Raw genomic sequence first — 25,305 nt, forward strand, 5'->3', positions numbered from 1 at the left:
GTTTGGGCCGAATATGACTTGTTGCATTCAGCCGTTAAACCAAATCGGCGCATCGTCTTCTGACCAAGTTGCATACTTTCTCATCACCAGCAAAAAAGCTTCACTGTTTAGGAACTGATCCAACCAAGCGATTAAACTTGGCCACTTCTGTGCATCAAACCAAGCCCTGTCTATATGTGCAAACTGGCGAACAAATGGCAGAAGCGCTACATCGGCTAGGGTGGGTCTCTCCCCAAAAAGCCAGGCCCGCCCAACTAACCGTTCGTTGAGGTCGAGCAAGTATCCCATCGCTTTCTTGCGTTCCTCATTGAAGTCTAGATCCGGATAACGCGTAGCGTATTTTGTGTGATCCAGTGCAGTTTTGAACGGGCCGTCATTTGCCGAAATTAGGTCCCAGCCTTCAGAGGGCATGTCCAAAAGCCGTTGCGGGTCATTTTGTTGGAGCGCCCAAACCATGATTTCCAAGCTTTCATCTATGACTTTGTCTGGAAGTCGAAGCGCGGGCACTGTGCCGGACGGAGATGTTTGCAAGAAAGCTTCTGGTTTGTCCCGCAAGAGAACTTCGCGCAGCTCGACTTTTACACTTGAACTCGCAAGTGCGAGCCGGGCTCTTATCGCGTAAGGGCATCGACGAAACGTCCAAAAGGTTGGGTAGTTGTCCATACTAGATTTTATCTCCAGATCTATCTGGCTGCCCAAGGTATCTGCCCGCCTTGTCAGCGCGTCGCGGAACAAAAGCGTGTTGATCAGGCAATTCAACCAACCCGGTTCGAATCTCCATATCTCCCATCGCGCGTTCAACTATCGGCCTTGGCAGCTATGCCAGGCAAGGGCGCGCACCGACATAGATGTTGGCATGCTCCCGCAAGATTGCGCGACACATAACGCCAGGCACAAACGGTCCGTGCCCTTTCTCCGCGATCAACTTCCATGTGTGGGTTATAAGATGCCCATCGAGCTTCCCGGAAACACTCACCTCCATGCCGCAGCGATCGCTTCCGAAGGGATAGAGCGCCTTAGAGAGCAGGTGGAGTGCGGAATAGGCCATGCCCGGCAGAATTGCAATGTCGATCAGGTCGATCTCATCCAGACCGTCGATCAAGTCTTTGACGATGCATGAGGACAGGCCGGGTACACTGTATGCACCAGACAGCACAAAAACGCCTGCGGCTGCCCGAGGGGGAAGGCAGCGTCTTATCCCTGATGGCCAGGGGGGTGGCTTGTCCAAATCCTGCAGCCCCAAAAACAATCGCGGCGGTGCAGACCTCGCCGGTACTTTTTGCGCCAGGACGCGTTGCTATTCTAGTTAATCGGGCGGAAAGCTAACCTTCTCTGCGCTTGGCAAATGGATCGTCGTTTCCAAGTAATCGGACGTTTCGATCAAGGCCTATGCTTCAGCGCCTGCTACAGTGGGCGACATTGAAGTGATGCACTTGGTTTACAAAGCTCAACTTGAGTCAGGCATCTGTCCGATCGCTCAATTTGCATAACTGACAGTACAAGTGGCAGTTTAGGTATAAAATCTTCGTTCAGTCAGAGACTTCGCAACAGATCCCGCCCATGACCCTGGGATCGTCGAAAACGTGCTTTGTGGCCGCCATTGCCCTCAGTCTGACCACACATGGCAGGCGACGGCGCAGAGGGTCTTGGACTGGCTAAGCCGTAAGGCTTAAGCGATGCTGCTGGTTCTCTGGCCACCCCAAAGCCTCGGGGTTCACTGGTTTGAAGAGATATTGGTTTCAATAACAAATCGGGTCACTGGATCGGTGTCTTCGTTCTCCAGCATCGCCAAAAGCTGATCATCCAATTCTGCGATATTCCAGTTACGAGCGACGATAGCGACATCCAACGCCAAGTCGCCGCTGCTATTCAACTCAGTGGAAAAGACTTTAACAATTTGGCCTCGAAGGCTTGGGAGAGCCGTGCCGCCATCCGCTAATGCCCGAATAAGACCGCGCTTGCTTTCCAAATTCCGGTTCTTCATTTTCAGCGCATTATCGATGGCTTCCACTGCTTGCGATCGATCGACTTCAATTCCGGCCAGCGCCCATTCGTATACGTAACCTCCACTGGAACGCAATGCGCGTGGGTACCGAGACCTAACGACTGAAACCGCCTCGGCATCTCCTGTCTGCAGACCCAACAGTCGAATCGAGACAGGAACAAAACTGATACGGTAAATATTGCGAAACTCGTTCAGCAGCTGATCTTTTGGCACCCTTGGGCGAAGTGACTGGACTACAGAATATGGCGCTCGATCCATCTCAATCAACGCAGTGTCGCGCAGTACGGGGTCATCGGAGGTTATGTGGTGAACAAAAAACGCGGCACGCTCCGGAGAACTTACGTCGTCAGGTTTCCAAATTTTTGCCGCAGCTTCAAGGCTTTCCAGAAATTTCTCCCTTTCGGGGGTCAGTGTGAAAATTCTCTTCCAACTGCGCGAAAAACTGCGGCCCGCGGCATCTTTGTTGACAGCTCCGTAGGTAAAGAGAATGCGCATTTGCGGATCAGTGCGAAAGGCCGCCCGGGTTGTGCTGTCGATGAGAAACGGAATCTCGGGCGCTCGTTCGAGGCGCTGTTGGGTCCCTTTGATCAGCTTCACCGGGGCAAAACTAAATGGATTTTCGGCGGACGGAGCAGCCAATACGATGATCTCGGCCCCGATCAAATGATCGGCAAGCGATGCGTTTGGTAACGTGACGCAAACCGGGCAGGCGTGCGCAGAGTGAGGGTACGAAATTGCCGCCAGAAATGCGCCGATGACCAATAGGGTCAGACTCGAAAACCGGATCAAACGCCCCCGGAAAGTGCAGAGAAGACCGTTAGGGCCCCAAAATGAAGCGTTTTGGTTGAGCACTTGGAGCGCCTCCGATCCTGAACCGACGCATACGTCGAACAATTGTCCGGTTATGTGCTTATAGCACTGATCAAAGCATCTGGATCAAGCCTGGTGGTCTGACGGGGTCCTAAACATTTGGGGCCTGCGACCGCTGCATCAGGCAACTCCATTAACAGAAAATCTGGATTAACGTATGCCAAAAAGGAATGGGGCAGCCATGGACATTCGCCAAGTCGAGGCTTTTCAGGCGGTCATGACCTATGGAACGGCTGCTCGTGCGGCGGCCTCAAAGGCGATCAAAGTCTGCAACGGCGGCAGCAGACGCCGCATTCGGTTGCTGTCAAAGCCAACCGGTTCAAGTCTTGACAATGCACCGGTCCGAAGAAGGTCCAATTTGTTTTAAAGGGCATGTCGCATCACATACCTGCATAAGTTTTCGTTGGGCAAAGCGTAAGTAATTCGTTCCTGTGATCAAGGCGGTGGCACCGGCAGAAGGGTTCGAAACAGAAAGGGGCGAAATGTTGGCCCCGACCGAATTCACAAACGCAATGCGCAAAGCGGCGAAAACCGTCCCTATGGCGCCACCGTCAGCGCAGTTTGTTCCCTAACGGCGGCGCCACCAGCAGTGTTGATTTGTATCAACAAGAAAAGCCGCATTCTGGAGATGATTAAGGAACACGGTGTTTATTGTGTCAACTACATCGCGCAGCAGCATGACAAGCTGGCGCTTGCCTTTGCCGGTGCCTCCGAATTCGTGGGTCAGCGTAACTTCGCATCTGTGCGTTGGATGGTTGATCAACAGACAGGCCTGCCGGTTCTATCTGGCGCGACAGCAATTTTTACTTGCTTGCACATCCAAACTGTTTCCTTCGGCACGCACCGAATTCTGATCGGCAAGGTCGAACGCGCCGAAAGCTCTGAGGCTAAACCGCTGGCGTAGTGGGTTGGCGGCTTTCGATCGCTGGCCGATCCCGAATAGTCCAGCTTTCGAAGGCATTGGCGAATGTACATGGAACATAGTTGTTTAACATACGATAGGACTGGCAGGAAAGTTCAACCTGCCGTCGCATCAATGTCTCTACGCACCGCAACAAGGCAAGTTCGCGTCGAATGATCAAAAGACCGTTTTTTCCAAGAGGCAGCCTTTCGTACTTGTTCCACTGAATGACCACTACGCAACCAGAGATCGCTTCACATAAAACGGCTTCAACGGTGTTCGCGGTTCGTTATGATCTTGCCAATCATCCAATGGTTGCGAAACCGGCCATTCAGGGTGCTGTGCGACGACAATTGCAATGCGTAACGGAGAGGCACTTAGTTGCAGTAGTAAAGAATGCGCTTTGATCATGAAGTGTTTCGGGCTCCTAAAAACCGAAACGACTTACAGGACTATTGGGAGCTCCAGTGTAATGCTCGCTCCTTTTTCGACTTGATTGATTGCGACCGTTCCTCGATGGCGCTCCGCCACCGCTGAAACAATTGACAACCCTAAACCGCTGCCTTGGGAATACTCCAGCTGCGAAAACCGACTGAATGCTGCTTCGCTTTGGTCGGGCGAAAGACCTGTTCCGTCATCGGCCACCGTAAGCTTTACGTGCCCGCCATCACGGCGCAGCGTGACAGAAATTCGGCTCAACTGAGTACCACCGTGCTTAACTGAGTTATCCAGCAGGTTTTTTATGGCCTCAGTCAAGAAGACCTGATCTCCTGAAGCCATAATTGCCGAGCCCGGCATCGACACCTCAAAATCGATCCCTTTTGCGAGGATGTGCACCCCCATTTCCGCGCAAGCCTCTTCGACGACCAAGCGGAAATCAATCTTCTCCATCTGATCTTGATGCGTAGGTTGCCGTAGCCGTTCCAATGACAATAACTGATCCGCGACTGTGGCCGAATTCTTTGCGGCTGCCACAAGCTCAACAATGCGTTTGGCCCTGTCCTCATCCGTTTTTGCATCGCGCAGAGCCTCGGCCATGGACTGGACTGCGGCTGCCGGATTTCGTAGCTGATGCGCGGCTTCAGAGATAAACACTTGATGGGCGTTAATGCTGTGTTCGACCTGCCCAAACAGTCGGTTCAGTGTTCGGACAATTCCATGCACTTCGACAGGGACCGGGCGTTTGATCTGGCTGAGGTCGTCGGGTGAGCGAATATCAATGGCGTCCTGTAGATCCAGCAATGGCCGCAAGCCACGCGCGACACCGAACCAGACGACAACGGCAAGCGTGGCCAGAAGGATCCCCATCAGAATCGCGGCGCGGATCGACAGTTCATTGGCAAAGTTGTTGCGATCCGCGAGACGTTGCCATGCCGTGACCGTCGCATCGCCCGCCAGATTACCCAGTGTGACCCGTTCGGTCATTTTCAGCACACGCACCGGCTCGCTGCGGTAAACAGCTTCGAAAAAATGCGGTTGGTAAATGTCTTGCTCCGACGGGTTTTCTGTCGCCGGGGGATACGCGTACCCGGTCACGTAAATACCGCCGGGTCCGGTCACGTGATAAAAAATCTCTCCGCCTGACGCGTCGCGGATCAAGCTGCGCGTGGTGGGCGACAAGGCATCGCCTTCTGACACCGCCACATCGCGTGAAATGGCCAGACCGGCGGACAACAGGCTGTCGTCAAAAAGCTCCTGTGCCGTTTGTTGAGCAACCGTGTAGCGCCAGTACCCAAGCAGGATTGCGAGCAGCACTAATGGCGTCAGGATCAGAATGAAAAGCCTAAGCCTGAGCGAACCGTGCCGGATCACTTTTTCACCTCAAGCAGATATCCAAGGCCACGGGCCGTCTTGATCTGGATGCCAAAATTCTGAAGGCGCTTTCGCAGTCGTGACACATGCGGCTCGACGGCTGAATCGTCAACATCGGCGCCCACGCCGTAGACGTAGTCGGTCAACTGACTTTTGGGGACGATCCGGCCACGTCGTTCCAACAGGCATTCAAGCACTGCCATTTCCCGACGCGGCACATCGAGCACTTGGCCCTTTGCGCTGACCTGCCGGGCGGTGCGGTCGAATTCCAGGTCTCCGATGGTCTCACGCGTGCCGTACTCCAGTTGTTTGCGGCGGGACAGGGCGCGGATGCGGGCCTCAAGTTCGTCCATCTCGAAGGGCTTCACTAGGTAGTCATCAGCGCCCATATCCAGGCCTGATACGCGATCGCTGGTCTCGGTGCGCGCGGTCAGCAGGATAACAGGCGCACTGTCGCCCCGATGGCGCAGCGACCGCAAGATCTCAAGACCTGACCGACCCGGCAGGTTGATGTCCAGAACGATCAGATCTGCACCTTCCTGTTCCAGATACAGATCGGCGGCATCGCCATCTGTCAGCACGTCAGCAGCATGGCCCCGATCCCGCAGGCGATAGGCAATGGCGTTAGCAAGGGTCTCATTGTCCTCGACGATTACGATCCGCATTCGGGCTCCTGCAAGTTTCGCGCAAGGTTGGCGGTCCATGATTGCCAGATGGGAGGGGGAATCAACCCCACAGTTCTATTTGCGATCACGGTGGCGCGGAGGGCGTCAACGTGGTTGTCTGGTCAACAGGGAGGAACCAATGGCCATTTCCAACTTCACTCGTCGCGCCTTCGTGGGGCTGATCGCCGCCGCCGGACTCGCCGCGCCTGCCGCTGCCGAGGTCGATTTCTCGGGCAAGACCGTCGAATGGGTCATTCCGTTCTCGGAAACGGGTGGGTCGGCCAAATGGGCCAACTTCTTTGCCCCGCTTCTGTCCGAGGCGCTGCCGGGTCAGCCAACCGTTGTGGTTAAATTCATGCCCGGTGCAGGATCGACCAAGGGTGCTAACTGGTTTCAGGAGCAGAGCCATGACGACGGCACTCTGCTGTTCGGCACCTCTGGCTCGACACAGTTCCCGTATCTGCTGAGCGACCCGCGTGTGCGCTATGAATACAACGATTGGATTCCGGTTATGGCGTCGGGCACCGGCGGTGTCGCCTATCTGAACGCCGAAGATGGGGCCAAGTTTGATGGTTCCGCCAATGCGCTGAAAGACACCAATTTCATCTACGGCTCGCAGGGCGCGACCCGTTTAGACCTTGTGCCGCTGCTGGCCTGGCAGATGCTGGGCATGAATGTTGAGCCGGTCTTTGGCATTAAGGGCCGCGGTGACGGTCGCCTGATGTTCGAACGTGGTGAGGCCAATATCGACTACCAGACATCCTCGGGCTATCTGGGCGGCTCGGCCCCGCTGGTTGAGGCTGGTCAAGCTGTGCCGATGATGACGTGGGGTGCGCTGGACGCCGATGGCAACATCGTGCGCGATCCAACCTTCCCGGACATTCCGACTTTCAAGGAGGTCTGTGAGGCCACCGATGGCTGCGAAACCAGCGGCGAAGCATGGGACGCATGGAAAGCCTTCTTTGTGGCAGGTTTCCCGGTTCAGAAGCTGGCCTTCCTGCCCGGTGACACGCCGCAAGAGGTCGTCGACGCCTATACCGCAGCGTTCCAAGCTGTGACCGAGCGGGGCGATTTTGCCGATATCTCCTCGAAGCGCGTCGGCAAGTATCCGGTGTTTGTAGGTGACGGTTCGAAAGCGGCACTGCAGACAGCGACAAATGTGGATGACAATGCCAAGCAATACGTCCTGAACTGGCTGAAAGAGGCCTACGGCGTCGAACTGAATTAAGCCGACACGTCGTCGCGTGCCCAACGAAGGGCGCGCGCTTTTCTAAGTACAAGACAATTTATGAAAGGCGGCCGCTATGGAGGTTTTCGCCACCGCTCTACCTGCGCTCAGCGACGCGTGGGGTCTGATCCTGCAACCCATCGTTCTGGGGTATCTCATTCTCGGCGTCGTTATGGGGTTGGCCGTGGGCGTCTTTCCGGGCCTCGGTGGCATCGCCGGCCTTTCGCTGCTGCTGCCTTTCATGTTCGGCATGGATCCCATCCTGGGTCTGGCCCTGATGATCGGGATGGTGGCGGTGGTTCCGACCTCTGACACCTTTGCATCAGTTCTTATGGGTATCCCCGGTAGCTCAGCCTCGCAGGCAACCGTGCTGGACGGCTTCCCTATGGCGAAAAAGGGCGAGGCTGCGCGGGCCCTGTCAGCGGCCTTTGCTTCATCACTTTTCGGCGGTTTGGTCGGCGCAACTTTTCTGACCATGTTCATCCTGGTCGCGCGGCCCATCGTTCTGGCCTTTGGTCTGCCCGAGATGCTGATGATCACCATTCTGGGCTTGTCGATGGTTGCCATTTTGGCAGGACGCATCCCACTGAAAGGCGTCGCTGCCGCCGGTCTGGGCCTGATGGTTGGCACGATTGGTGAGGCTGACGCGGGCGGCTCACTGCGCATGGCGACCTATGACATTCCCTACCTGACGGACGGTCTGAAACTGGTCATCGTGGGATTGGGTATCTTTGCCGTGCCCGAGATCGTTTCACTGCTGCGGCAGGATCGGTCAATTGCCAAAGGAGCCTCGCTGGGCGCCGGTTGGTTGGACGGGGTCAAAGACTGGTTCGCCAATATCTGGCTGTCGGTTCGTTGTTCGATAATCGGTGTGGTTGTTGGGGTCATTCCGGGCCTCGGTGGCTCGGTTGTCGACTGGATTGCCTACGGTCACTCGGTGCAATCCACCAAGGACAAGAGCAATTTCGGCAAAGGCGAAGTGCGCGGCGTCATCGGCCCGGAAAGCTCGAACAACGCCAAAGAGGGCGGAGGACTGGTGCCAACTCTGCTGTTTGGCATCCCTGGTTCAGGCTCGATGGCGATTTTCATTGGCGCGGTGGCTTTGCTGGGGTCGGGCGATATCGAGGTCGGTCCGAGCATGCTCAAGGACAATCTCGACATCACTTATTCTATCGTCTGGCTGCTGGCGTTGGCCAACGTCGTCGGGACCATCCTGTGCATCGCGGCCTCGGGCGGGATCGCCAAGCTGACCACGATCCGTTTCACCTATCTGGCGCCGTTCCTGTTCATGTTGATCAGCTTTGCAGCGTTCCAGTCCGGCCAAAACTTCGAAGACTTGCTGGCCCTGTTCGTGATCGGCCTGATCGGCATCTTTTTACGCCGTTTCGACTGGTCGCGCCCGGCCTTCCTGATCGGTTTCGTTCTGTCGAACCCGGTTGAGAAGTTCACCAACCAGGCATTCCAGATCGCTTCGTTCCGGTTCCGTAAGAGCTTTGGCGAAGGCATGGAATACGTCTTCAGCCCGATCGTGATCGTCCTGATCGTGGTCACCGTGGTCTCAGTCATTCTGGGCATCCGACAAGCCAAGATGATCATGTCCGAAGGAGACGTTCACGCAGGTACCAAACGCGCGCCGCTTATCTTTCTGCTGGTGATCATGGCCTATCTGATCGTCGCTTTGGTCAACGCCAACATGATCCCCGACTACAACATGACCGACAAGATCATCCCGCTGGTGATCGGCAGCGTCTCGCTATTCTGTTGCGTGATCCTTCTGATCCAGATGATGCGACGTCCCGAAGGTGACGCGATCTTTGCCGACAAGGAAATCGCCGGTGAGGACGCCAGCGCCCCCCATGGTCTGTGGTCAACGCTGGGGTGGTTCGCCAGCCTGATCGCAGCAACCTGGGTGGTGGGCTTCATCCTCGCTCTGCTGGGCTTCCTGATAGCGTTCTTCCGTATCCGCGCCGGGGCAAGCTGGCAGATGACACTGATCCTGACCGCCTGCGGCATCGGTTTCATGTGCCTGATGGCGGGCGCGCTGAACCGCGATTTCCCGCCGGGTCTGTTGCAAGACATGGTCAGCCTACCCTGGCCGTTGAAGTGAGGGATTCAAAATGACTCAAACCGCAATCCCTTACATCTTCATGCGTGGTGGTACGTCAAAAGGCCCGTATTTTCGCCGCTCAGATTTGCCCGAGGATCTGGACACGTTGGCCGAGGTGCTGATCGCCGCCCTTGGTTCCGGGCAGTCGCTGAACATCGACGGCATCGGCGGCGGCGCGGCGGTGACTACGAAGGTCGCGATGCTATCGGTCAGCGAGGATGACTGGGCCGATATCGACTATTTCTTCGCGCAGGTCTCGGTAGAGGACAAGCTGGTCGATTTCAAACCAACCTGCGGCAATATCCTGTCCGGCGTTGCTCCTGCCGCCATCGAAATGGGGCTGTTCAATCCGCAAGGCGATGAAACCGAAATTCGCATTCGGGCCGTCAACACTGGGGCTCGGGTTGTAGCCAAGGTGAATACACCCGGGGGCGAATTGACCTATGAGGGCGATGCGGAGATTGTCGGTGTTCCCGGTCATTCAGCGCCGGTGCAGCTGAGCTTCATGGGCGTGGTCGGCTCGGCCACCGGAGCGTTCCTGCCTACGGGCAACCTGCGCGATACTGTTCAGGGCATCGAACTGACTTGCATGGATGTCGCCATGCCGATGGCCATCGCCCGCGCCACCGACTTCGGTTTGACGGGTTATGAAAGCGCTGAAGAGTTGGACGCCGACAGAAATTTTTTTGACCGAATGGAGGCTGTTCGGATTGAGGCCGGGCAACAGATGGGCATGGGAGATGTTTCCAAGTCAGTGACACCCAAATTCGGCCTAGTCGCGCCTGCCAGAGACGGCGGAACGCTTGCAGTGCGGTATTTCATGCCGTGGAAGGCCCACCCGACCATGGCTGTCACCGGGGCACAGTGCATGGCTTCTTGCGCTTTAACGCCCGGGACTGTTGCGGACGGCTTGCTGGATCGTCCGACTAACAGCCCGGCAGAAGTCATTCTGGAACACGCTTCGGGCAAGATCGACGTGTTGGTGGACTTCTCCACCGCCGACGGGTTCTCGGTGGACGCGGCGGGCCTAGTACGGACCGCGCGCAAGCTGGCGGACGGGCATGTTTATGTGCCTGGGTCTGTTTGGAACGGGAGTTGATCAGGTGTCACCCAAATGGTATACTGTGGTATACATAATGGGAGAACGCGATGGACAACTATTCGGAATGCCTCGCTATCGCGCGTCAAGAACTCAGGTTGGCGCAGTCGGCTCTTCGGCGGGACATCGCGGACTACCCGACACCGATTGCTGGCTGCGATGAGCAGTTCAACCATCTGCTGGATCATAGCGAACGGGTCCGCAATGCACTTGCTGCTCTCGACACATGTCATTTTGTCCCGACGCCAAGAAAACTCAACACCGAGCAGGGTATAGAAAGCCGATGAAGGTCCACATTCTTGATGATTGGTTTGACACGTTGCGCGGCGCGCCTTGCTTTGATAAACTCACCGGTCATGAGGTGACGGTATGGACGGATCATGTCGAAGACACTGACACTCTGGCCGAGCGACTGCAGGACGCGGAGGTGCTTGTCCTGTTCCGTGAACGTACCAAAGTCACCCGCGCCTTGCTGGAGAAATTACCGAACCTGAAACTTATCAGTCAGCGCAGCGTTTATCCTCATGTCGATGTCGAAGCCTGTACAGATCAGGGTGTGTTGTTGTGTTCGAACATGCATGGTGGGACGCCGTCCTACGCCGCAGCCGAACTCACTTGGGCACTGATCATGGCCGGGATGCGAGACTTGCCTGCGCAGATGGCCTCTGTCAAAGCGGGGCATTGGCAGGCCGGAGTTGGCAAGACCCTGAGAGGGCGGCAGTTGGGGCTGTATGGATATGGCCGTATCGCCCGCGCTGTTGCTGGCTACGCCGAGGCATTCGGGATGGATGTGGTCTGGTGGTCTTCGGATGCAGGCCGGGCACGCGCGCAGGCCGACGGCGTGCAGATTGCCACAAGCCGCGAAGCGTTCTTTGCCAACAGCGATGTTGTCTCGGTCCACGTCCGCCTGAAGCCCAACACGAACGGTATCATCACAACGTCAGATTTTTCGCAGATGCAACCGGGCGCGATGTTTGTGAACACCTCCCGGGCCGGGCTGATCGCTCCGCGTGCTTTGTTGGACGCGCTGAACGCCGGTCGCCCGGGGAAGGCCGCAATTGATGTCTTCGATACCGAGCCGCTCACCGACCCGACTGACCCTTTGCTATCGCACCCAAACCTGATTGCGACACCGCACATAGGTTTTGTGACTGTGGACGAATTCGACCTGCAATTCGCAGATATTTTTGATCAGGTGAATGCCTATGCTGAAGGTGCCCCTATTCACATGATCAACCCCGAGGTTTGGACCAGCGCAGGATAAGATTGGCCGCTATGGGCGCGCCGATGATAACCAGCACGATCCTTGTCAGATGGTGGGTGATCACAAAGCCCAGATCCGCGCCCGAAACGATGGCCAGTACCGTCATCTCGGCCTGTCCACCGGGGGCAAAGGCCAAGAAGGCCTCGACCGGTTGACCCAGTCCCAGTGTGGTGACAACGGCGGTGAAAACGGCTGCAAGGATGGCAAGGACGACGACATAGGCGAAGCCCGCTGCAACCACCCGGCGGAGTTCGACCCATGTGACGCCCACGAACTTCACGCCTATTCCACAGCCAATAAAGAATTGCGCTGCAAGGATGGCCTCGCGGGGTGGTCGGGTATGAATGAAATCCGCCAGTGACAGGGCTGCCGTCAGGATCATTGGCCCGAGGATGGATGCCCCGAACAGGCCGATCCGCTCACCGCCTTTCCAGCCTATAAGGGCGGCCAGTACCATCAGCGCCAACTCATGCATCGGCAGGTCGCCCGCAGGCTCTCCGATTGGGTTGGTGAGTTGAGCATCGTAGAACACCGTCAGAAATAGAGGGGCCAGAGTTACGATGATCAGCACGCGCGTACCGTGGATCAGGGATAGCGTACGCGGGTTGGCGCCAGCTTCGGTTCCAAAAATGATCATGTCCTGCAGTCCGCCCGGCATGGCAGCGTAAAACGCCGTCGTGGAGTCAAATCCCCAAAACTTGCGAAAGAAAGGCACTCCGACCAACGCGATCAGCAGGATGAAGAACGGGACCAGTGCGATAGACGCCGCCATCTTCGGCAATTCTACAAATAGGGCAGGGGTTATCGAAGCCCCAACTGCAACGCCGAGTATGGTGCGCGCTGCAACCGAGACCTGACCAAAACCTTCCATTGGGGCATGCGCCAGGGCGGCTATGAGACACGCGCTCATTGGGCCGAACAGAAAGGGTAGCGGCAGATTCAATGCCCAAAAAATGCCGGTGCCCAGCAGTGCAAGGACCAGTGTTACGGCCCGCTTTGTCAGGAGAGAGGGTGTTTTGTCTTGGGTGGGCAAGGCGCGGCTTCCAACAATATTGACTCGCTATGTATCCAAATGTATACAATTGGACGCAAGAAGACAAGTGAGCGCTCGATGACCATTCAAGACGACCCCTTACAGCCTGGCCCACAAGGCAATTCTGCGTATCAGCGCTTACTGGACGAGATTCGCGAGGGCACACTGCTGCCTGGCGAACGCCTGCGTGAGATTGAGCTGTCAGAACGATTAGGGGTCAGCCGCACACCGGTGCGGGAGGCTATCCGTCAGTTGGAGGCCGACGGGCTAGTCACTCATGTGCCCCGGCAGGGCGCAACCGTACGCAGCCTCGATTACGCCGAAGTAATGGAACTCTATGAGATGCGCGCGGTGCTCGAGGGTACTGCGGCCCGTTTAGCAGCGCGTGCTGCGTCGGAAGTCGAATTGGACGAGTTGGGCGTTTTGAACGATCGCTTGGCCGAGGCAGGCACCGGCTCGGAGGCGGCTCGGATCAACCGGATTTTTCACGCCACACTTTTGGATGCGGCAAAGAATCGGTTTCTTGCCAAGTCTATGTTGTCTTTGCAAAAAGCGCTGTTGATCCTTGGGCCATCTCAATTGCTGGACGGTGATCGGGCCGAGACAGCAGTGGCAGAGCATAAGCGTGTCATGGCTGCCTTAAAGGCCCGCGATGGTGCAGCGGCTGAAACAGAGATGCGCGCGCATATTCAGGCCGCACAACGGATGCGTATTCGGGCGTTGCAAGAACGCGACCGGACAACCGATGAAAATCAATAGGTAGACAGGATATGGCAACCCAAAAGGAAGCTTATGATATCGCTGTGATCGGCGGTGGGAATGCAGCCCTTTGCGCGGCGATGACTGCTGCCGAGGCAGGCGCCCGTGTTCTGATCCTCGAGACGGCACCAAAACCCTATCGTGGGGGGAACTCACGCCATACGCGCAATTTTCGTTGTATGCATGGTGCTCCTCTGGGCCCTCTGATCGAAGAATATAGTGAAGATGAGTATCTTGAAGATCTGCTCAAGGTCACTGGCGGCAAAACCGACGAACATCTTGCTCGCCTCGCGATCCGAACCTCCGAGGAATGCCTGCCGTGGATGGAAGAACACGGTGTGCGGTTCCAACCCTCTCTGTCTGGGACACTGTCGCTGGCGCGGACCAACGCGTTTTTTATGGGGGGTGGGAAGTCTCTGGTGAACGCCTATTACCGAACTGCCGCGGGTTTGGGTGTCGATGTTCTGTACGAAGCTGCTGTCACGCATCTGGAGTTGAATGGTGATCGGATCGAGTGGGTCGACTACGCCTATGCAGGCCAGTCTCATCGCATCACGCCCAAAGCGGTCATCGTTGCCTCGGGCGGGTTTCAGGCCGACACCGATTGGCTGACCCGTGCATGGGGTGAACCTGCAAAGAACTTCCTGATCCGGGGTACTCCATATAACCGGGGGGTTGTGCTGGCTGATCTTTTGGATCAAGGCGTCGAGAGTGTCGGCGATCCAACCCAATGCCACGCTGTCGCCATTGACGGGCGTGCGCCGAAGTTCGACGGAGGCATCGTTACCCGTTTGGACTGCGTTCCGTTTTCAATCGTCGTGAACAAGAATGCCGAGCGGTTCTATGACGAGGGCGAAGACGTTTGGCCCAAGCGCTATGCGATCTGGGGACGTCTGGTGGCGGCGCAGCCGAGTCAAGTTGGCTACGTGATCATCGATGCCAAGTCGCTGAACCTGTTCATGCCCTCGGTCTTTCCGCCGCTAAAGGCGGATACCTTGGAAGACCTGGCTGGAATGATGGACCTGCCTGCCGACAAGCTGAAGGCAACCGTTGCTGAATTCAACGAAGCATGCGGCGACACCAATGGATTTCATCCAACCGAGTTGGACGGAGTAACGACCTCCGGTCTGACCCCACCCAAGACCAACTGGGCCCGCCCGATCTCCGAACCGCCATTCTATGGTTACTCGCTGCGCACTGGCGTTACCTTTACCTATCTGGGGCTGAAGGTCGACGATACGGCTCAGTGTTCGACTCCCAGCGGCAAGATAAAAAACCTATGGGCCGCGGGCGAGACGATGGCGGGTTCGATCCTGGGGCAGGGGTATCTGGCCGGTTTCGGCATGACCATTGGAACCGTTTTTGGACGCATTGCAGGACGTGAGGCAGCCGCTTATGCAAACTGATCTTATTCAAGAAGCCCGCCGTCAGGCCGAGATCTGCAACGCCTGCCGCTACTGCGAGGGCTATTGTTCGGTCTTCCCGTCGCTGCACGCGGAACGCGCGTTCTCGGATGGGGACATCACGCAATTGGCCAACCTGTGTCACAACTGCAGGGGGTGCTACTACGCCTGTCAGTACACAGCTCCGCACGAGTTTGACCTGAACCTGCCGAAAGCTCTGGCCGAAGTGCGGCGGGACAGCTGGGAAAGCTTCGCCTGGCCGCAGCCTCTGGCGCGCCGGTTTCACACTCACGGCGGGGCTATTGCCTTGGCTCTGGTGATTGGATTTGCCCTGTTGTTCTGGGCAATTCGCGCCATTGGATCAAGCGGAGGAGAGGGGTTCTATGCTGTCCTGTCCCACAATGCGATGGTCGCCATCTTTGCGCCTGCATTCTTGTTGCCACTCTTTAGCTTGGCTATCAGCCTGAGGCGCTATTGGACGGAGGTTGGTGGCAAACCTATCCAAATGTCTGATCTGACAGCTGCGTTCAAACGCGCTGGCAAGATGCAGGACTTGGCCGCAGGCCACGGCGAGGGTTGCAATTTCGAGGACGAAGACCGATTTAGCCACGCCCGCCGCCACGTGCATCATGCAATCATGTACGGGTTTTTGCTGTGTTTTGCCTCAACCTCAGTAGCTACGATCATGCACTACGGGTTCGACCATCACGCACCTTACGGGTTCTGGTCATTGCCAAAGCTGTTTGGCGTACAAGGGGGCGTTTTGCTCACTCTCGGTTGCTGCGCGATGGTCCTGTTGAAACAGAAGTCGGACCGCAATCTTGGCGACGTCTCAGCTTGGGGTGGAGATATCGGATTCATCTTACTGCTTGGCTTTGTAGCGTTAAGCGGGCTTGTTCTCTACGCTTTCGGTTGGTCGGCAATTATGCCCGTGTTGCTTGCTGTCCATCTTGGATCAGTCCTGGCGCTCTTCTTCCTTACGCCCTACACAAAAATGGCTCACGGTTTCTATCGGCTTGCCGCCCTGGTCAGGGATGCGCAACGGAAAAGAGAAGCGTCCGTAGTCCGCCAGCAGCCCACATCTCCTGCCTGACGCGAAAGAAAATGCAATTGAATCGCATTTGATATCGAATAACGAAGTGTTGCGGCAATGCGGGTGGCGTCCAGTGTTGGAGAAGGATCTGTTTGCGTTGATCCTGACTTCCTTTTGGGCAAATTAAGGGCTGATTTGCAGATCAGACGCCGAAGGCGCCTGTTACTGCTGATCTGTCACGTGGCGAACGCGGATGGGGGCGAGGCAATGCTATTCGACAATATTTGTGCAGCCCTCAGGCGCAGCTGAGCACAAGGTATTGTCAAATAGGGTTGCCCGAGGGAGAAGGCAGCGTCTTCGTTCGGTCGCCTATGGCTCAGATGGTCGGCTGTCTATCTTTCCTAGGATGGATTTCCTAGTAGAACCGGGTAATTCATAGATCGATGCCCGATAGCTCTTTCAGGGCTGCTGATCCAGGAAAGCATCCGCAACGCTTAGATGCTTTTCCTTGATCTCCGCATTCATCCGCCTTGCTGCTCGACACATCATTGACCAGCGCGGATTGTGTGCAAGTTTATCCAGATGTTTGAAGATAAAACGCCAATACAGGCCATCCCAGACCTCTGCCCAAGGTCCTTTGCTCCAATGACTCATCTTTCGGATGTAGTTTGAACCCGAAAAATAGGGTTTGGTGGTGATAAGTCCGCCATCTGCATGCTGGCTCATGGCATAGGCGTTTGGGACCATGACCCAGTCATAGCTGTCTACGAACATCTCCATGAACCAGCGATAGACCTCATCAGGGTCGATCTCGCAAAGGAACATGAAACCACCCAGCACCATCAGACGTTCGATGTGATGGCAATAGCCGGTCTGCAGAATGCGCCTGATTGTGTCGTCAATCGGGTCGATGCCCGTGGTGCCATCGTAAAACGAGGCGGGCATCTTACGGCTGTGGCCCCAATGATTTGTGGTCCGCATGTCGACGCCGAGGTCTTCATAGGTGGCGCGCATGAACTCTCGCCAGCCAATGATCTGTCGGACAAACCCCTCGACCGAGTTGAGGGGGATATCCCGTGTCTGTGCGTGTTCAAGCGTCGCGTCCAGTACTTGTCTGGGCGTCAGCAGCCCGATGTTCAGCGCGGGGGTCAGAACGGCGTGCCACAACCAGCTTTCCCCTTCGACGATGGCGTCTTCGAAGTCCCCAAACCGATCAAATCGACGTTCCAGGAATTGTTTCAACCAATCCGCAGCCGCTCTGTGGGATGTCGGGTAGTAGAGCGTGTCCAACGATCCGAGCGCATCCGGAAAATCTGCGATCACACTATTCTTTGCAGCGTGATCAATGGCGTCATGTGCTGGCCAATCAATCCAGGGCAGACTCCCGAGCATCGCTTTGGGAACCTTTTTGCGATTGTCTTCGTCAAAGCTCCAATGGCCACACAAAGGTTGATCACCGTCCATCAATACATCCAGACGACGGCGCTGGCTTTTGTAGAACTCGGCCATAAACCAACGTTTGCGGCCGTTGATCCACTCTGCGTTATCTGCTGGTGTGTTCAGAAAGCCGGGTGATGGGCGTATTTCCAGAGAGATGCCCACGGCCTCCGCAGCCTTTTTCAAGCGGCTTTGAGCGATGAAGTCCACTGGGTCGGCCATCACCACGCGATCGACACCGTTCCTGGCCAGCTGTTGCAACAGACCCAAGCACGCATCTGTTCGCTTCTCATAAAGGTAGATATCGGCGTTCAAGCCTTTGGCGATCAAATCCTGATGATAGCGTGCCATGCTGGCGCGATGGAGCCAGAGCTTTTGCTTATGCATCCGCGCAGGATATCTCGCATCGTCAAAGAAGAGCGGATCCTCGAACAGAATCACCTGATCCGGGGGCTCTGAAAAGCCCGGATGATCGGCAAAAAGCTGGTTGGGCAGAAGGATCGTGGCAATGGGCATGGTCGTTCCGGAGCGCTGTATTTACCAACGAACTATGCCGCGTGGCTCCTTTGGCAAATGGTTGGTCATTTGTCGGGTCGGCGATCGTCGGCTATGCGGCGCGCGCCGCTTCATCGCAACAAGTTAAGATTTGCCAGAATGGTGGGGATCTTCGTTTTCAACTTGAAGAAGCCCGCATTGGCGTAGGGCCAAGCGATACTATCGTGGTTGCGTCTTACCCGATGCAGTAGCACGCCCGCCTCGGCCAATTTGGATTCGGCTCGATCCAGACGCGCCCGTACGGGACCAATGGGAGGATAGGCGGTGGCGACGGTTCTGACCCCGATCCGCTGGGCGGCCGCGAAGATTGGGACACTCCAGTCATCGGCGGATTGAGGCTGCACGTCAGTGCTCGCCAGAATGCCGCGCAATGCGTCCTTCGTAAATCTTTGCGCCGCCTCGCCAATTGGCTGCGGAGACCGACCATGAGTCGCCAGCAGACCCAACACACCTGCCGGTTCGTGCGGCATAATATCGTAACTACTTAGGTCTTCTTCGGTCAGCAAAAGCAAATAAGGTGCCGAAGGTGGCGCGTTGCATGGCGCGATTGGTCGCCTTGGGTGATTGGCAGCTTCAGTCAAAGGAACAGCCACTCGTGCAAGACCTGTCGGACTAAAACGACCGTTGGTATACTTCTCGATGTTCTCGGGGCGGGCCAGGTAGGTTTTGCCTTTCGTGTGCAACCCAGCGACCCATCGCCAACTGAGTGTATTCGACGCCTGATCACCATCGAGCAAATGCCTGAGAAAGAAATCCGCACCCAGTTCCCATGGCAAGCGAAGCGTAAAAATCCAGATCGACGCCATCCACATGCGCGCATGGTTGTGCAAATATCCCGTTCGGATCAGCTCTGTCGCCCAGTGATCGAAACAGTCGATTCCGGTCGCGCCGGACACGGCCTGGCTGTAGGTCAACTGCAGGCTTGGATCAGATTCCAACGCTTGATAGCTTTTGACCAATTCGGATTGGTACATGGACCAGACACTGGGTCGTTGTTCCAGAAAGCCCTTAAAATATGTGCGCCAAAATACCTCTTGCACGAATTTCTCAGCCTGCCCGAGGCGATGCGAGGCTAGTACACGTATCAGCACTTCTTCTTCAGTTATGAGCCGATGCCGTATCCAAGGTGACAAAGCCGAAACATTCGTGCGCCGTTCAGCGCCGAAGTCGTAGTTTCGCGTGCTTGCGTAATGGCGACCGGTGCGCGCCGCAAAGCGCTCAAGACGTTGCAACCCGGCTGCACGTGTTGGGGTGAACGCGATCGGTTCGTCGCTAAAGGCTAGTCCCGGAAGCACACCGCTCATGGCGCTCGCCGACACCGGGTAGAGCAATAGCGGACTTCATTCCAAACCTTCGCCCATTTCTTGCGCCATATGAACGGACGACCGCATCTGGTGCAGGTTTTCTGGGGCAGATCAGATTTCTTACGCATTTTCATAGAGCATCTCCGAAGGGCAGGCTCAATTGGGTTGCAGTGTCCTTTTTCGAGCGTTGTTTGCGGTTTGTCTTTCGGCTGGCGTGTTTGGCAACAATCGCTTGGGCCTCCGAGCGAAACTCGGGGCCACGTCGTACTGCCCAGACTCGTTTGCGTGCGGCTTTTGCCGCCGCAAGGTGGTCAAAAATACGAACAGGATAGCGTCGCCCGACCACTTGGGTTGAAGCCTCATACTTCCAAGGCTCATGAATGTATCTATCGGGAATTTCAGCAAGTTCAGGCAACCATCTTCGGATGAATATCCCAGCCGGGTCCTGATCATATCCTTGTTTGACCGGGTTGTAGATGCGCACTGTATTGATGCCCGTAGTGCCCGATTGCATCTGGACCTGGCTCCAATGTATGCCAGGTTCATAGTCGGTGAACATACGCGCCAGATGCAGTCCAGGTGCACGCCAATCCAGCCATAGATGATAACTTGCCACCGCCATTACCATCGCGCGCATCCGAAAGTTAAGCCATCCCGTCGCCTGTAGAGATCGCATACATGCATCCAAAAACGGATATCCGGTTTCCCCCGCACTCCATGCGCCTAGAAGCTCGGTGCTTGGGGTTTGCGGACGCAGACCGTCGTAAACCGAGTGCAAGTTCTCAAATTCGATCAGGGGGTCGTCTTCAAGCTTTTGGATAAAGTGGCAATGCCAGTGCAGCCGACCAGAGAAAGAGCGCAAAGATTTTTGCCAGTTTCGCGCCCCTTGCGGAAGGCTCCGACGACGCGCGTCGCAGGCTTGCGTAACCTCACGCATCGAATGAGCACCCCAGGCGAGATACGGAGAAAGCCGGGAGCACGCCTCTGCACCCGACACCGGGCTGGACATCTCGCACTGATAGTTCTGACCGCGACTGGCCAGAAAGCTAGCAAGGCGCTCCAAACCGGCGCGTCTACCCCCGGCCTGACGTTGCGGGCAAGGATCGCTAGCCAAGCCCAGATCGCGTGCCGTCGGTATGTGCCCGAGTTCAAGGTCAACTGGCGGCAATGCGGGCACAGGTGTGATTGGCTCAGCCATAAGCCTGTCCCAGCGGGTCGCCCACCCATCCCGCGATCTGAGTTTTCGCCAGACGCCATGGTTTTGTACTTCGGTCCAGGGCACCCCCTGTTCTCGGCACCATGCGGCAACTTTCAGATCTCGCTGATAGGTCCAATCGTTACCGGTCTCTTCGTGGGACCAAAGAGCGTGCAACAGCCCGGCCTGCTTTAACTCATCCAAAATGTCTACAATTGGACCGAACCGCAGAGCCAAAGGCTGGCCCAACCGAGCAAGATCTGCCCTTAATTCTGTGAGTGTTTCAGAAACAAAACTCCAGTGCCTTGCGGAGGCATCCGGCTGTTGCCAAAGCTCTGGTTCGACAACGTATATTGGCAAAGTTGGTCCAAGCTGAGCGGCTCGTGCCAGTGCCCGATGATCTTCCACACGCAAGTCCCGTTTGAACCATACCACTTGCACTTGCACTTGCCATGCCCTCACTCACTTATTGCGTGATGCAGATATAACTAGCCCGCACCAAGTACCTGTCCAAGTGAACGGGTTCCGACTTCCGTGAAGCAGTCAGACGTAGGTAGTGGTACGCACTCTGCTTGTGTTCAATTCAAAATCGCGATCAATAGGTTCAATGCCGAAGCGAAGGCTACCCAGGTCAGATACGGTAGAAAGGCCAACATTGCGATCGGATCTGATCTGCGTACCTGTTGAATGAAGGCGGCAATCACGATCAACAGCGATAGAATGACAACGAAGGCGAACCAAGGCAGATGCAATACGAAGAAGACTGGTGACCATAGGAAGTTCAAGCCCATTTGCGCCCACCATAGCTTCATTTTGACAGAGCTTTTATCCGCCTCGAACTGACGCCATCCCACCCAGGCGATTAGTACATAGAGCAGCGACCAAACCGGAGCAAAGATCCAGTTGGGCGGGTTGAACACGGGTTTGGATAGGTTCGCGTACCATGCACCCGGTGCAGTCAGTGCTCCTATCAGGATGCCACCACCCAACACGAGGACTAAGAAGCCAACCCGTATCAACAGTTTTGTCATCTTTGAAACCTCATTCGTATGACTTAACCACACGAACGGCCATCAGCAATCTGGGATCGACAGCAAGGTTTGCGCGTCAGAAGAGAAAACCGCGTTACTGCTTTCACCTTCTTTCGCATATGTCACTTTGGCGCCGGCAATCTCTGAACCGCTGACAGTGATCTCCCTCTGACCGATGGTGTCATCGACGTCGATGGTAAAGGAAATACTGGATCCGATCTGGAGGGACACAATCTGGAGGTCAATGAAGTCCTGTCCGTCCACAACCGAAGGCACATCGAGCAAAGCTTCTGCGCCATCGATAACTTCAAGAGGTTGAAACACCTCCATCCCTGCGCCAGCCTCCGACACATCAAAAATCAGACGGTCGGAAGATGGCGAAAGGTCTACTCTCAGGGTCGAGGAACCCAAATCGCACCCTCGACAAAGCGCACCTCAAGTCCAGCATGGAGCGCTCCGGTCGAAAGAAAGCCAATTGCCGTTGCCAGCAAGTATGAACGAAACATCGCGACCTCTTAATTGTCTCTATACGTACATTACGTCCTACACAGTTTTCTGGATTTCGAATTTGGTCCCATCCTTCAGATAATCAGCAAGTTGTCACTTGCGGCCCGTTCCGGACCTTGACCGATGCGCTTGCCGATGCAGTGCAGCTCTCACGAAGCAAACGTTCACTCTATTCGGTCCATAAGACGGTCTCCGAGTAAAACTGCGACCAAGCAAACCAAAAGGCCTGATGGCTCAACCGTTCTTCGCCGTTTAATCCGATAGCCCTTACACCCTCTGCAAATAGTTCCAATCTCACGTCTTCAAACGCGACGTCTTGCCCTGCAACCAATGCAGCCACGGCTGTTGCACGGGGAAAGGCGACTGGAGTTCCGTTGGCCGTGATTGTGCCGATTATGTCTTCGTGCACAGGCAGGCGTGGATCGACGTCTCCTATCGGGAATATTGGGCCATTCGCGTCGCGTGTTTCGCGCAGGTTGAAGTCGCGACCTAGGGCCAAAGCTTCAACCAGGACCGTTGTGTTCGGATAAGCCTCGCGCCAAGAACCCCAATTAGTCGTGATAACCGTCGCTTGTTCCAATTGGAGCCCGATATCAGCCAATGGGCCCGTCACGGCCTTGCCAAGGAATGTGTCAAAAACAGAATGTGTTTCGATGTCATACATGACTTTGTTCGAGCGGATAAGCAGGCCAGACGTTCGTAAAATGGGCCGCTTTACACCTGCCGGTAATCGATCAGTAAAGTAGGCTTGCGCGGCTCCGCAAAGCGTGCAGTAGGGAATACCAAGATCACGCCCCCCGAGTGTGTCATTCACCATTTCACGTACTTCCATTATCCTCCGAGGATAGGCGCGCGCCTGACCGTTCACCACGATGCCGAAGATAACATCATCATCTTCCAACCAAGTCGCCTCGGCTGCGGTACTGATCTCGGGATTATCGACGGCAGGGATGCAATGGCAGACATCATCAGTCGAGTCATGGGGACGCGCATCGATGTAAACCCCGCCCCAATCCACGAGTTGCCATGCGATATCGCCCTCGACAAAGATTTTGTCCCAACCGGAAACATAGTTAGTGAAGACATGGCGCTTATGGGCGAGGTAGCCCGGATAGGCGGGAATGTCCCACGCGATCATCTTGTTGATAATCTCCGGGCGCCGAAGTCCGGTATTCAAAGGAATGTCGAGGATCGTCGCCGCGGCCCGTGTCAGCGCAGCATAGAATTCTGGCCTCCAAGCAAAACGCTGCATGTCGGTGATGATCCAAACCAGTCGAGGATCATACGTTTGCGCGATTGTATCAAACGCCGCAGCCTTTGCAGGGTCCCATGCAGCCTGCGCTACTGCGATCGATAAAATCTCTTCCAACGCGTCTTTTACAGAACCATCCAAAGGTCCTTGCTGGATCGTCGGTGGTGTCCCAAACTCAGCCGCCACATAGTCCCGCGACGGCCCGACGGTCTGCGCCCAAAGCATGTCGGAAGCGAAACAGAGTACGACGGCAATAGCTAACAGGTGGCGAAGCATATTAGTTCCTTCGAAGGGAAATCCCTTCGGAGATACTAAGCCGGGAATACAGGATCGTGGCTTCACGTTTGCATTAGGCTACAGCAAACCTGACGTTTGAGGTCCGCACTCAGCGGCCCTCAAACGGTCAACGTTCGTTTTTGATATAGCGGCCGCAGCCGCAAAGCTGACGTTGACGCCATCGCAGCGTTTACTTGTTGGGACCGCAGGATCGCCACACTTGTCTGCCCATAAAGAGTAAGCAGGAGTACCAATTGACCATCAATTGGAGGTTTGACCAGCCAGATAGGTCTGGAGATAAAATCTAGTGTGGACAACTACCCAATCTTTTGGACGTTTCGTCGATGCCCTTACGCGATAAGAGCCCGGCTCGCACTTGCGAGTTCAAGTGTAAAAGTCGAGCTGCGCGAAGTTCTCTTGCGGGACAAACCAGAAGCTTTCTTGCACCTTCCTCGTCACAACTTTGCCCGTCATAACCGGCATCATCGTGCGGCACCTCTTCAACAACATGGCGCGTAGGCTGGAGCATCCCCTTCAGAATACGGCAGTCGTCTTTTGGGCGCTGCTGATCCTCGCGTTATTTGTGGCAAACCAAGATCTGATCATCGCTTACATGCCCACCCTCGGGTATTCGACCATGACCCTGCCGTTGGTGCTGATGCTAATTGGTTTGGCTTTTGGTAAAATTCTCGGGCTTAACAAGAGCGAGGGCAAAACGGTTGGTATCGAAACCAGCGTCCAAAACTCGCCTCTGGGTATCACACTGGCCATTGTGATCACTGGCACGAGTTCTTCACTCGGGGAAGTCCCCATGGCGCTGCCTTCGGCTTTGTATTCGATCACGATGTATCTGGTCGTTCTGCCATTCATGTTCTATTTCCGTTGGAGAAGTAGAGGTGACGCAATGGAAAGCGTCGCTGCAGAGTGACCCATCTACAAGCAGAAATGGGCGACCAAGAGAACTAACAAAATCACCAAGAGCCTGCCCGCTTAGGGCAGGCTGAGTGTTTAACCCAGATGGGATATTCTTGCTTCCACAATGCGTCAGTCTTTGTTGCGCTTGAAAACCCACGGCCAGAACCGAGGTTGCAGGAGCTCACGATATGAAGACAGCAATCACTGAAATGTCTGGAATTGAGCATCCAATTATTCAAACCGGAACGCACTGAGCAGGAATTGCGAGACTGGTGACCGCCGTTTTAAATGCAGGTGGTTTGGGCACCATCACGGGGCTGACGCAAAAGACGCCCGCCGACCTCGCCTATGAGATCGCGCAATGCAAGGACATGTCCGATAAACCAGTCGCCGTGAACGTCACCTTCCTGCCAACTGTCAACGCACCGGACTATCCGGCGTTGATCAAAGTGATCATTGATGGCGGCGTGGAAATTGTTGAAACCGCTGGTCGCAACCCCGCACCGGTGATGTCCTGTCTTAGGATTGCCGTTGGCTCATTGGTTGCTGATGACTGGCCTCGACCTGAAGCAGACATGTCTAAACTTAAGGCTGAGCGCGAAGCTGAAAATCACTGTAGCTGCATCGTTTGTTAGGTACTGTCTCAAAAATTGA

General features: G+C 55.7%; 24 protein-coding genes and 1 pseudogene. 12 read left to right on the top strand and 13 right to left on the bottom strand.

The window, feature by feature from the left end; genetic code table 11:
- Window positions 1-27: 27 nt before the first annotated feature.
- The 3 genes from AC2FF7_RS17150 to AC2FF7_RS17160 form a co-directional block, all read right to left on the bottom strand.
- On the bottom strand, window positions 28-663 hold the full coding sequence (locus AC2FF7_RS17150) for a glutathione S-transferase (RefSeq protein WP_496906011.1): 636 nt from the start codon (window positions 661-663) through the stop codon (window positions 28-30).
- A 154-nt stretch (window positions 664-817) separates the two neighbouring features.
- A complete protein-coding gene (locus AC2FF7_RS17155) occupies window positions 818-1,156 on the bottom strand; it encodes a hypothetical protein (RefSeq protein ID WP_496906012.1) in 339 nt (112 codons plus the stop codon).
- A gap of 558 nt (window positions 1,157-1,714) precedes the next feature.
- Complete coding sequence (locus AC2FF7_RS17160; RefSeq protein WP_480869693.1) at window positions 1,715-2,857, bottom strand: hypothetical protein; 1,143 nt, start codon at window positions 2,855-2,857, stop codon at window positions 1,715-1,717.
- Window positions 2,858-3,374: 517 nt separating this feature from the next.
- On the opposite strand from AC2FF7_RS17160, the gene AC2FF7_RS17165 reads away from it, so the two are divergent.
- Window positions 3,375-3,779, top strand: coding sequence for a flavin reductase family protein (locus AC2FF7_RS17165; protein ID WP_496906042.1), 405 nt, complete (start codon window positions 3,375-3,377; stop codon window positions 3,777-3,779).
- 441 nt (window positions 3,780-4,220) lie between these two features.
- Here the strand turns inward: AC2FF7_RS17165 and AC2FF7_RS17170 are convergent, their stop codons facing one another.
- Window positions 4,221-5,588, bottom strand: coding sequence for a sensor histidine kinase (locus AC2FF7_RS17170; RefSeq protein WP_496906013.1), 1,368 nt, complete (start codon window positions 5,586-5,588; stop codon window positions 4,221-4,223).
- Window positions 5,585-6,253, bottom strand: a complete 669-nt coding sequence (locus AC2FF7_RS17175) for a response regulator transcription factor (RefSeq protein WP_480869690.1) — start codon at window positions 6,251-6,253, stop codon at window positions 5,585-5,587. Before AC2FF7_RS17175 ends, AC2FF7_RS17170 begins: the two co-directional genes overlap by 4 nt.
- A 139-nt stretch (window positions 6,254-6,392) precedes the next feature.
- Here AC2FF7_RS17175 and AC2FF7_RS17180 point away from each other — a divergent pair, with 139 nt between their 5' ends.
- The 5 genes from AC2FF7_RS17180 (at window position 6,393) to AC2FF7_RS17200 (ending at window position 11,951) form a co-directional block, all read left to right on the top strand.
- Window positions 6,393-7,481, top strand: coding sequence for a tricarboxylate transporter (locus tag AC2FF7_RS17180; RefSeq protein ID WP_480869687.1), 1,089 nt, complete (start codon window positions 6,393-6,395; stop codon window positions 7,479-7,481).
- A gap of 76 nt (window positions 7,482-7,557) precedes the next feature.
- Window positions 7,558-9,588, top strand: a complete 2,031-nt coding sequence (locus AC2FF7_RS17185) for a tripartite tricarboxylate transporter permease (protein WP_170356254.1) — start codon at window positions 7,558-7,560, stop codon at window positions 9,586-9,588.
- A 10-nt stretch (window positions 9,589-9,598) separates the two neighbouring features.
- The gene (locus tag AC2FF7_RS17190) at window positions 9,599-10,687 is read left to right on the top strand and encodes a 4-oxalomesaconate tautomerase (protein WP_496906014.1); all 1,089 of its coding nucleotides are present in this window, start codon (window positions 9,599-9,601) and stop codon (window positions 10,685-10,687) included.
- A 50-nt stretch (window positions 10,688-10,737) separates the two neighbouring features.
- Window positions 10,738-10,974 carry a hypothetical protein gene (locus AC2FF7_RS17195; protein WP_496906015.1) on the top strand — a complete coding sequence of 79 codons (237 nt, stop codon included), beginning with the start codon at window positions 10,738-10,740 and terminating at the stop codon, window positions 10,972-10,974.
- A complete protein-coding gene (locus tag AC2FF7_RS17200; RefSeq protein WP_496906016.1) occupies window positions 10,971-11,951 on the top strand; it encodes a D-2-hydroxyacid dehydrogenase family protein in 981 nt (326 codons plus the stop codon). The genes AC2FF7_RS17195 and AC2FF7_RS17200 overlap by 4 nt, the downstream gene beginning before the upstream one ends.
- Here AC2FF7_RS17200 and AC2FF7_RS17205 read toward each other — a convergent pair.
- Window positions 11,920-12,984, bottom strand: a complete 1,065-nt coding sequence (locus AC2FF7_RS17205; RefSeq protein WP_496906017.1) for an AbrB family transcriptional regulator — start codon at window positions 12,982-12,984, stop codon at window positions 11,920-11,922. The two genes, AC2FF7_RS17200 and AC2FF7_RS17205, sit on opposite strands and share 32 nt — an antisense overlap.
- 78 nt (window positions 12,985-13,062) lie before the next feature.
- Here AC2FF7_RS17205 and AC2FF7_RS17210 point away from each other — a divergent pair, with 78 nt between their 5' ends.
- From AC2FF7_RS17210 to tcuB, 3 genes are read left to right on the top strand one after another with little or no spacing between them, the layout of a single operon-like run.
- Complete coding sequence (locus AC2FF7_RS17210; RefSeq protein WP_480869671.1) at window positions 13,063-13,743, top strand: GntR family transcriptional regulator; 681 nt, start codon at window positions 13,063-13,065, stop codon at window positions 13,741-13,743.
- An 11-nt stretch (window positions 13,744-13,754) separates the two neighbouring features.
- Complete coding sequence (gene tcuA / locus AC2FF7_RS17215; RefSeq protein WP_480869668.1) at window positions 13,755-15,149, top strand: FAD-dependent tricarballylate dehydrogenase TcuA; 1,395 nt, start codon at window positions 13,755-13,757, stop codon at window positions 15,147-15,149.
- Complete coding sequence (tcuB, locus tag AC2FF7_RS17220; RefSeq protein ID WP_480869665.1) at window positions 15,139-16,239, top strand: tricarballylate utilization 4Fe-4S protein TcuB; 1,101 nt, start codon at window positions 15,139-15,141, stop codon at window positions 16,237-16,239. The genes tcuA and tcuB overlap by 11 nt, the downstream gene beginning before the upstream one ends.
- Window positions 16,240-16,638: 399 nt before the next feature.
- Here the strand turns inward: tcuB and AC2FF7_RS17225 are convergent, their stop codons facing one another.
- From AC2FF7_RS17225 to AC2FF7_RS17255, 7 genes are all read right to left on the bottom strand, one after another.
- Window positions 16,639-18,132: a cryptochrome/photolyase family protein gene (locus tag AC2FF7_RS17225; protein ID WP_496906018.1), complete on the bottom strand. Its 1,494-nt coding sequence runs from the start codon at window positions 18,130-18,132 to the stop codon at window positions 16,639-16,641.
- A 110-nt stretch (window positions 18,133-18,242) separates the two neighbouring features.
- On the bottom strand, window positions 18,243-19,475 hold the full coding sequence (locus AC2FF7_RS17230) for an FAD-binding domain-containing protein (RefSeq protein WP_480869660.1): 1,233 nt from the start codon (window positions 19,473-19,475) through the stop codon (window positions 18,243-18,245).
- Window positions 19,472-19,609, bottom strand: coding sequence for a DUF2256 domain-containing protein (locus AC2FF7_RS17235; protein ID WP_496906019.1), 138 nt, complete (start codon window positions 19,607-19,609; stop codon window positions 19,472-19,474). The genes AC2FF7_RS17230 and AC2FF7_RS17235 overlap by 4 nt, the downstream gene beginning before the upstream one ends.
- Window positions 19,606-21,117: an FAD-binding domain-containing protein gene (locus AC2FF7_RS17240; protein ID WP_480869657.1), complete on the bottom strand. Its 1,512-nt coding sequence runs from the start codon at window positions 21,115-21,117 to the stop codon at window positions 19,606-19,608. The genes AC2FF7_RS17235 and AC2FF7_RS17240 overlap by 4 nt, the downstream gene beginning before the upstream one ends.
- A 131-nt stretch (window positions 21,118-21,248) precedes the next feature.
- Window positions 21,249-21,701 carry a TspO/MBR family protein gene (locus tag AC2FF7_RS17245; protein WP_496906020.1) on the bottom strand — a complete coding sequence of 151 codons (453 nt, stop codon included), beginning with the start codon at window positions 21,699-21,701 and terminating at the stop codon, window positions 21,249-21,251.
- A 42-nt stretch (window positions 21,702-21,743) separates the two neighbouring features.
- Entirely contained in the window at window positions 21,744-22,112 is a 369-nt protein-coding gene (locus tag AC2FF7_RS17250) for an aggregation factor core (RefSeq protein WP_480869652.1), read from the bottom strand.
- A 265-nt stretch (window positions 22,113-22,377) separates the two neighbouring features.
- Complete coding sequence (locus tag AC2FF7_RS17255) at window positions 22,378-23,736, bottom strand: DUF3179 domain-containing (seleno)protein (protein ID WP_496906021.1); 1,359 nt, start codon at window positions 23,734-23,736, stop codon at window positions 22,378-22,380.
- 309 nt (window positions 23,737-24,045) lie between these two features.
- Between AC2FF7_RS17255 and AC2FF7_RS17260 the strand changes: the two are divergent.
- The 3 genes and pseudogenes from AC2FF7_RS17260 to AC2FF7_RS17270 form a co-directional block, all read left to right on the top strand.
- A pseudogene (locus tag AC2FF7_RS17260) lies at window positions 24,046-24,180 on the top strand (glutathione S-transferase N-terminal domain-containing protein); the annotation flags it as partial.
- Window positions 24,181-24,199: 19 nt separating this feature from the next.
- Window positions 24,200-24,664, top strand: coding sequence for a bile acid:sodium symporter family protein (locus tag AC2FF7_RS17265; protein ID WP_496906043.1), 465 nt, complete (start codon window positions 24,200-24,202; stop codon window positions 24,662-24,664).
- Window positions 24,665-24,923: 259 nt separating this feature from the next.
- Entirely contained in the window at window positions 24,924-25,286 is a 363-nt protein-coding gene (locus AC2FF7_RS17270; RefSeq protein WP_496906022.1) for a hypothetical protein, read from the top strand.
- The last annotated feature ends 19 nt before the right edge of the window (window positions 25,287-25,305 follow it).

Source organism: Ruegeria sp. YTSC325, assembly GCF_059609525.1.

Bases quoted from the DNA above. Each gene is read 5' to 3' on its own strand.
- tcuB (WP_480869665.1), top strand. From the start codon at position 15,139: ATGCAAACTGATCTTATTCAAGAAGCCCGCCGTCAGGCCGAGATCTGC.
- AC2FF7_RS17245 (WP_496906020.1), bottom strand. From the start codon at position 21,701: ATGACAAAACTGTTGATACGGGTTGGCTTCTTAGTCCTCGTGTTGGGT.
- AC2FF7_RS17200 (WP_496906016.1), top strand. From the start codon at position 10,971: ATGAAGGTCCACATTCTTGATGATTGGTTTGACACGTTGCGCGGCGCG.
- AC2FF7_RS17185 (WP_170356254.1), top strand. From the start codon at position 7,558: ATGGAGGTTTTCGCCACCGCTCTACCTGCGCTCAGCGACGCGTGGGGT.
- AC2FF7_RS17225 (WP_496906018.1), bottom strand. From the start codon at position 18,132: ATGCCCATTGCCACGATCCTTCTGCCCAACCAGCTTTTTGCCGATCAT.
- tcuA (WP_480869668.1), top strand. From the start codon at position 13,755: ATGGCAACCCAAAAGGAAGCTTATGATATCGCTGTGATCGGCGGTGGG.
- AC2FF7_RS17210 (WP_480869671.1), top strand. From the start codon at position 13,063: ATGACCATTCAAGACGACCCCTTACAGCCTGGCCCACAAGGCAATTCT.
- AC2FF7_RS17235 (WP_496906019.1), bottom strand. From the start codon at position 19,609: ATGAAAATGCGTAAGAAATCTGATCTGCCCCAGAAAACCTGCACCAGA.
- AC2FF7_RS17255 (WP_496906021.1), bottom strand. From the start codon at position 23,736: ATGCTTCGCCACCTGTTAGCTATTGCCGTCGTACTCTGTTTCGCTTCC.
- AC2FF7_RS17190 (WP_496906014.1), top strand. From the start codon at position 9,599: ATGACTCAAACCGCAATCCCTTACATCTTCATGCGTGGTGGTACGTCA.
- AC2FF7_RS17195 (WP_496906015.1), top strand. From the start codon at position 10,738: ATGGACAACTATTCGGAATGCCTCGCTATCGCGCGTCAAGAACTCAGG.
- AC2FF7_RS17175 (WP_480869690.1), bottom strand. From the start codon at position 6,253: ATGCGGATCGTAATCGTCGAGGACAATGAGACCCTTGCTAACGCCATT.
- AC2FF7_RS17150 (WP_496906011.1), bottom strand. From the start codon at position 663: ATGGACAACTACCCAACCTTTTGGACGTTTCGTCGATGCCCTTACGCG.
- AC2FF7_RS17180 (WP_480869687.1), top strand. From the start codon at position 6,393: ATGGCCATTTCCAACTTCACTCGTCGCGCCTTCGTGGGGCTGATCGCC.
- AC2FF7_RS17230 (WP_480869660.1), bottom strand. From the start codon at position 19,475: ATGAGCGGTGTGCTTCCGGGACTAGCCTTTAGCGACGAACCGATCGCG.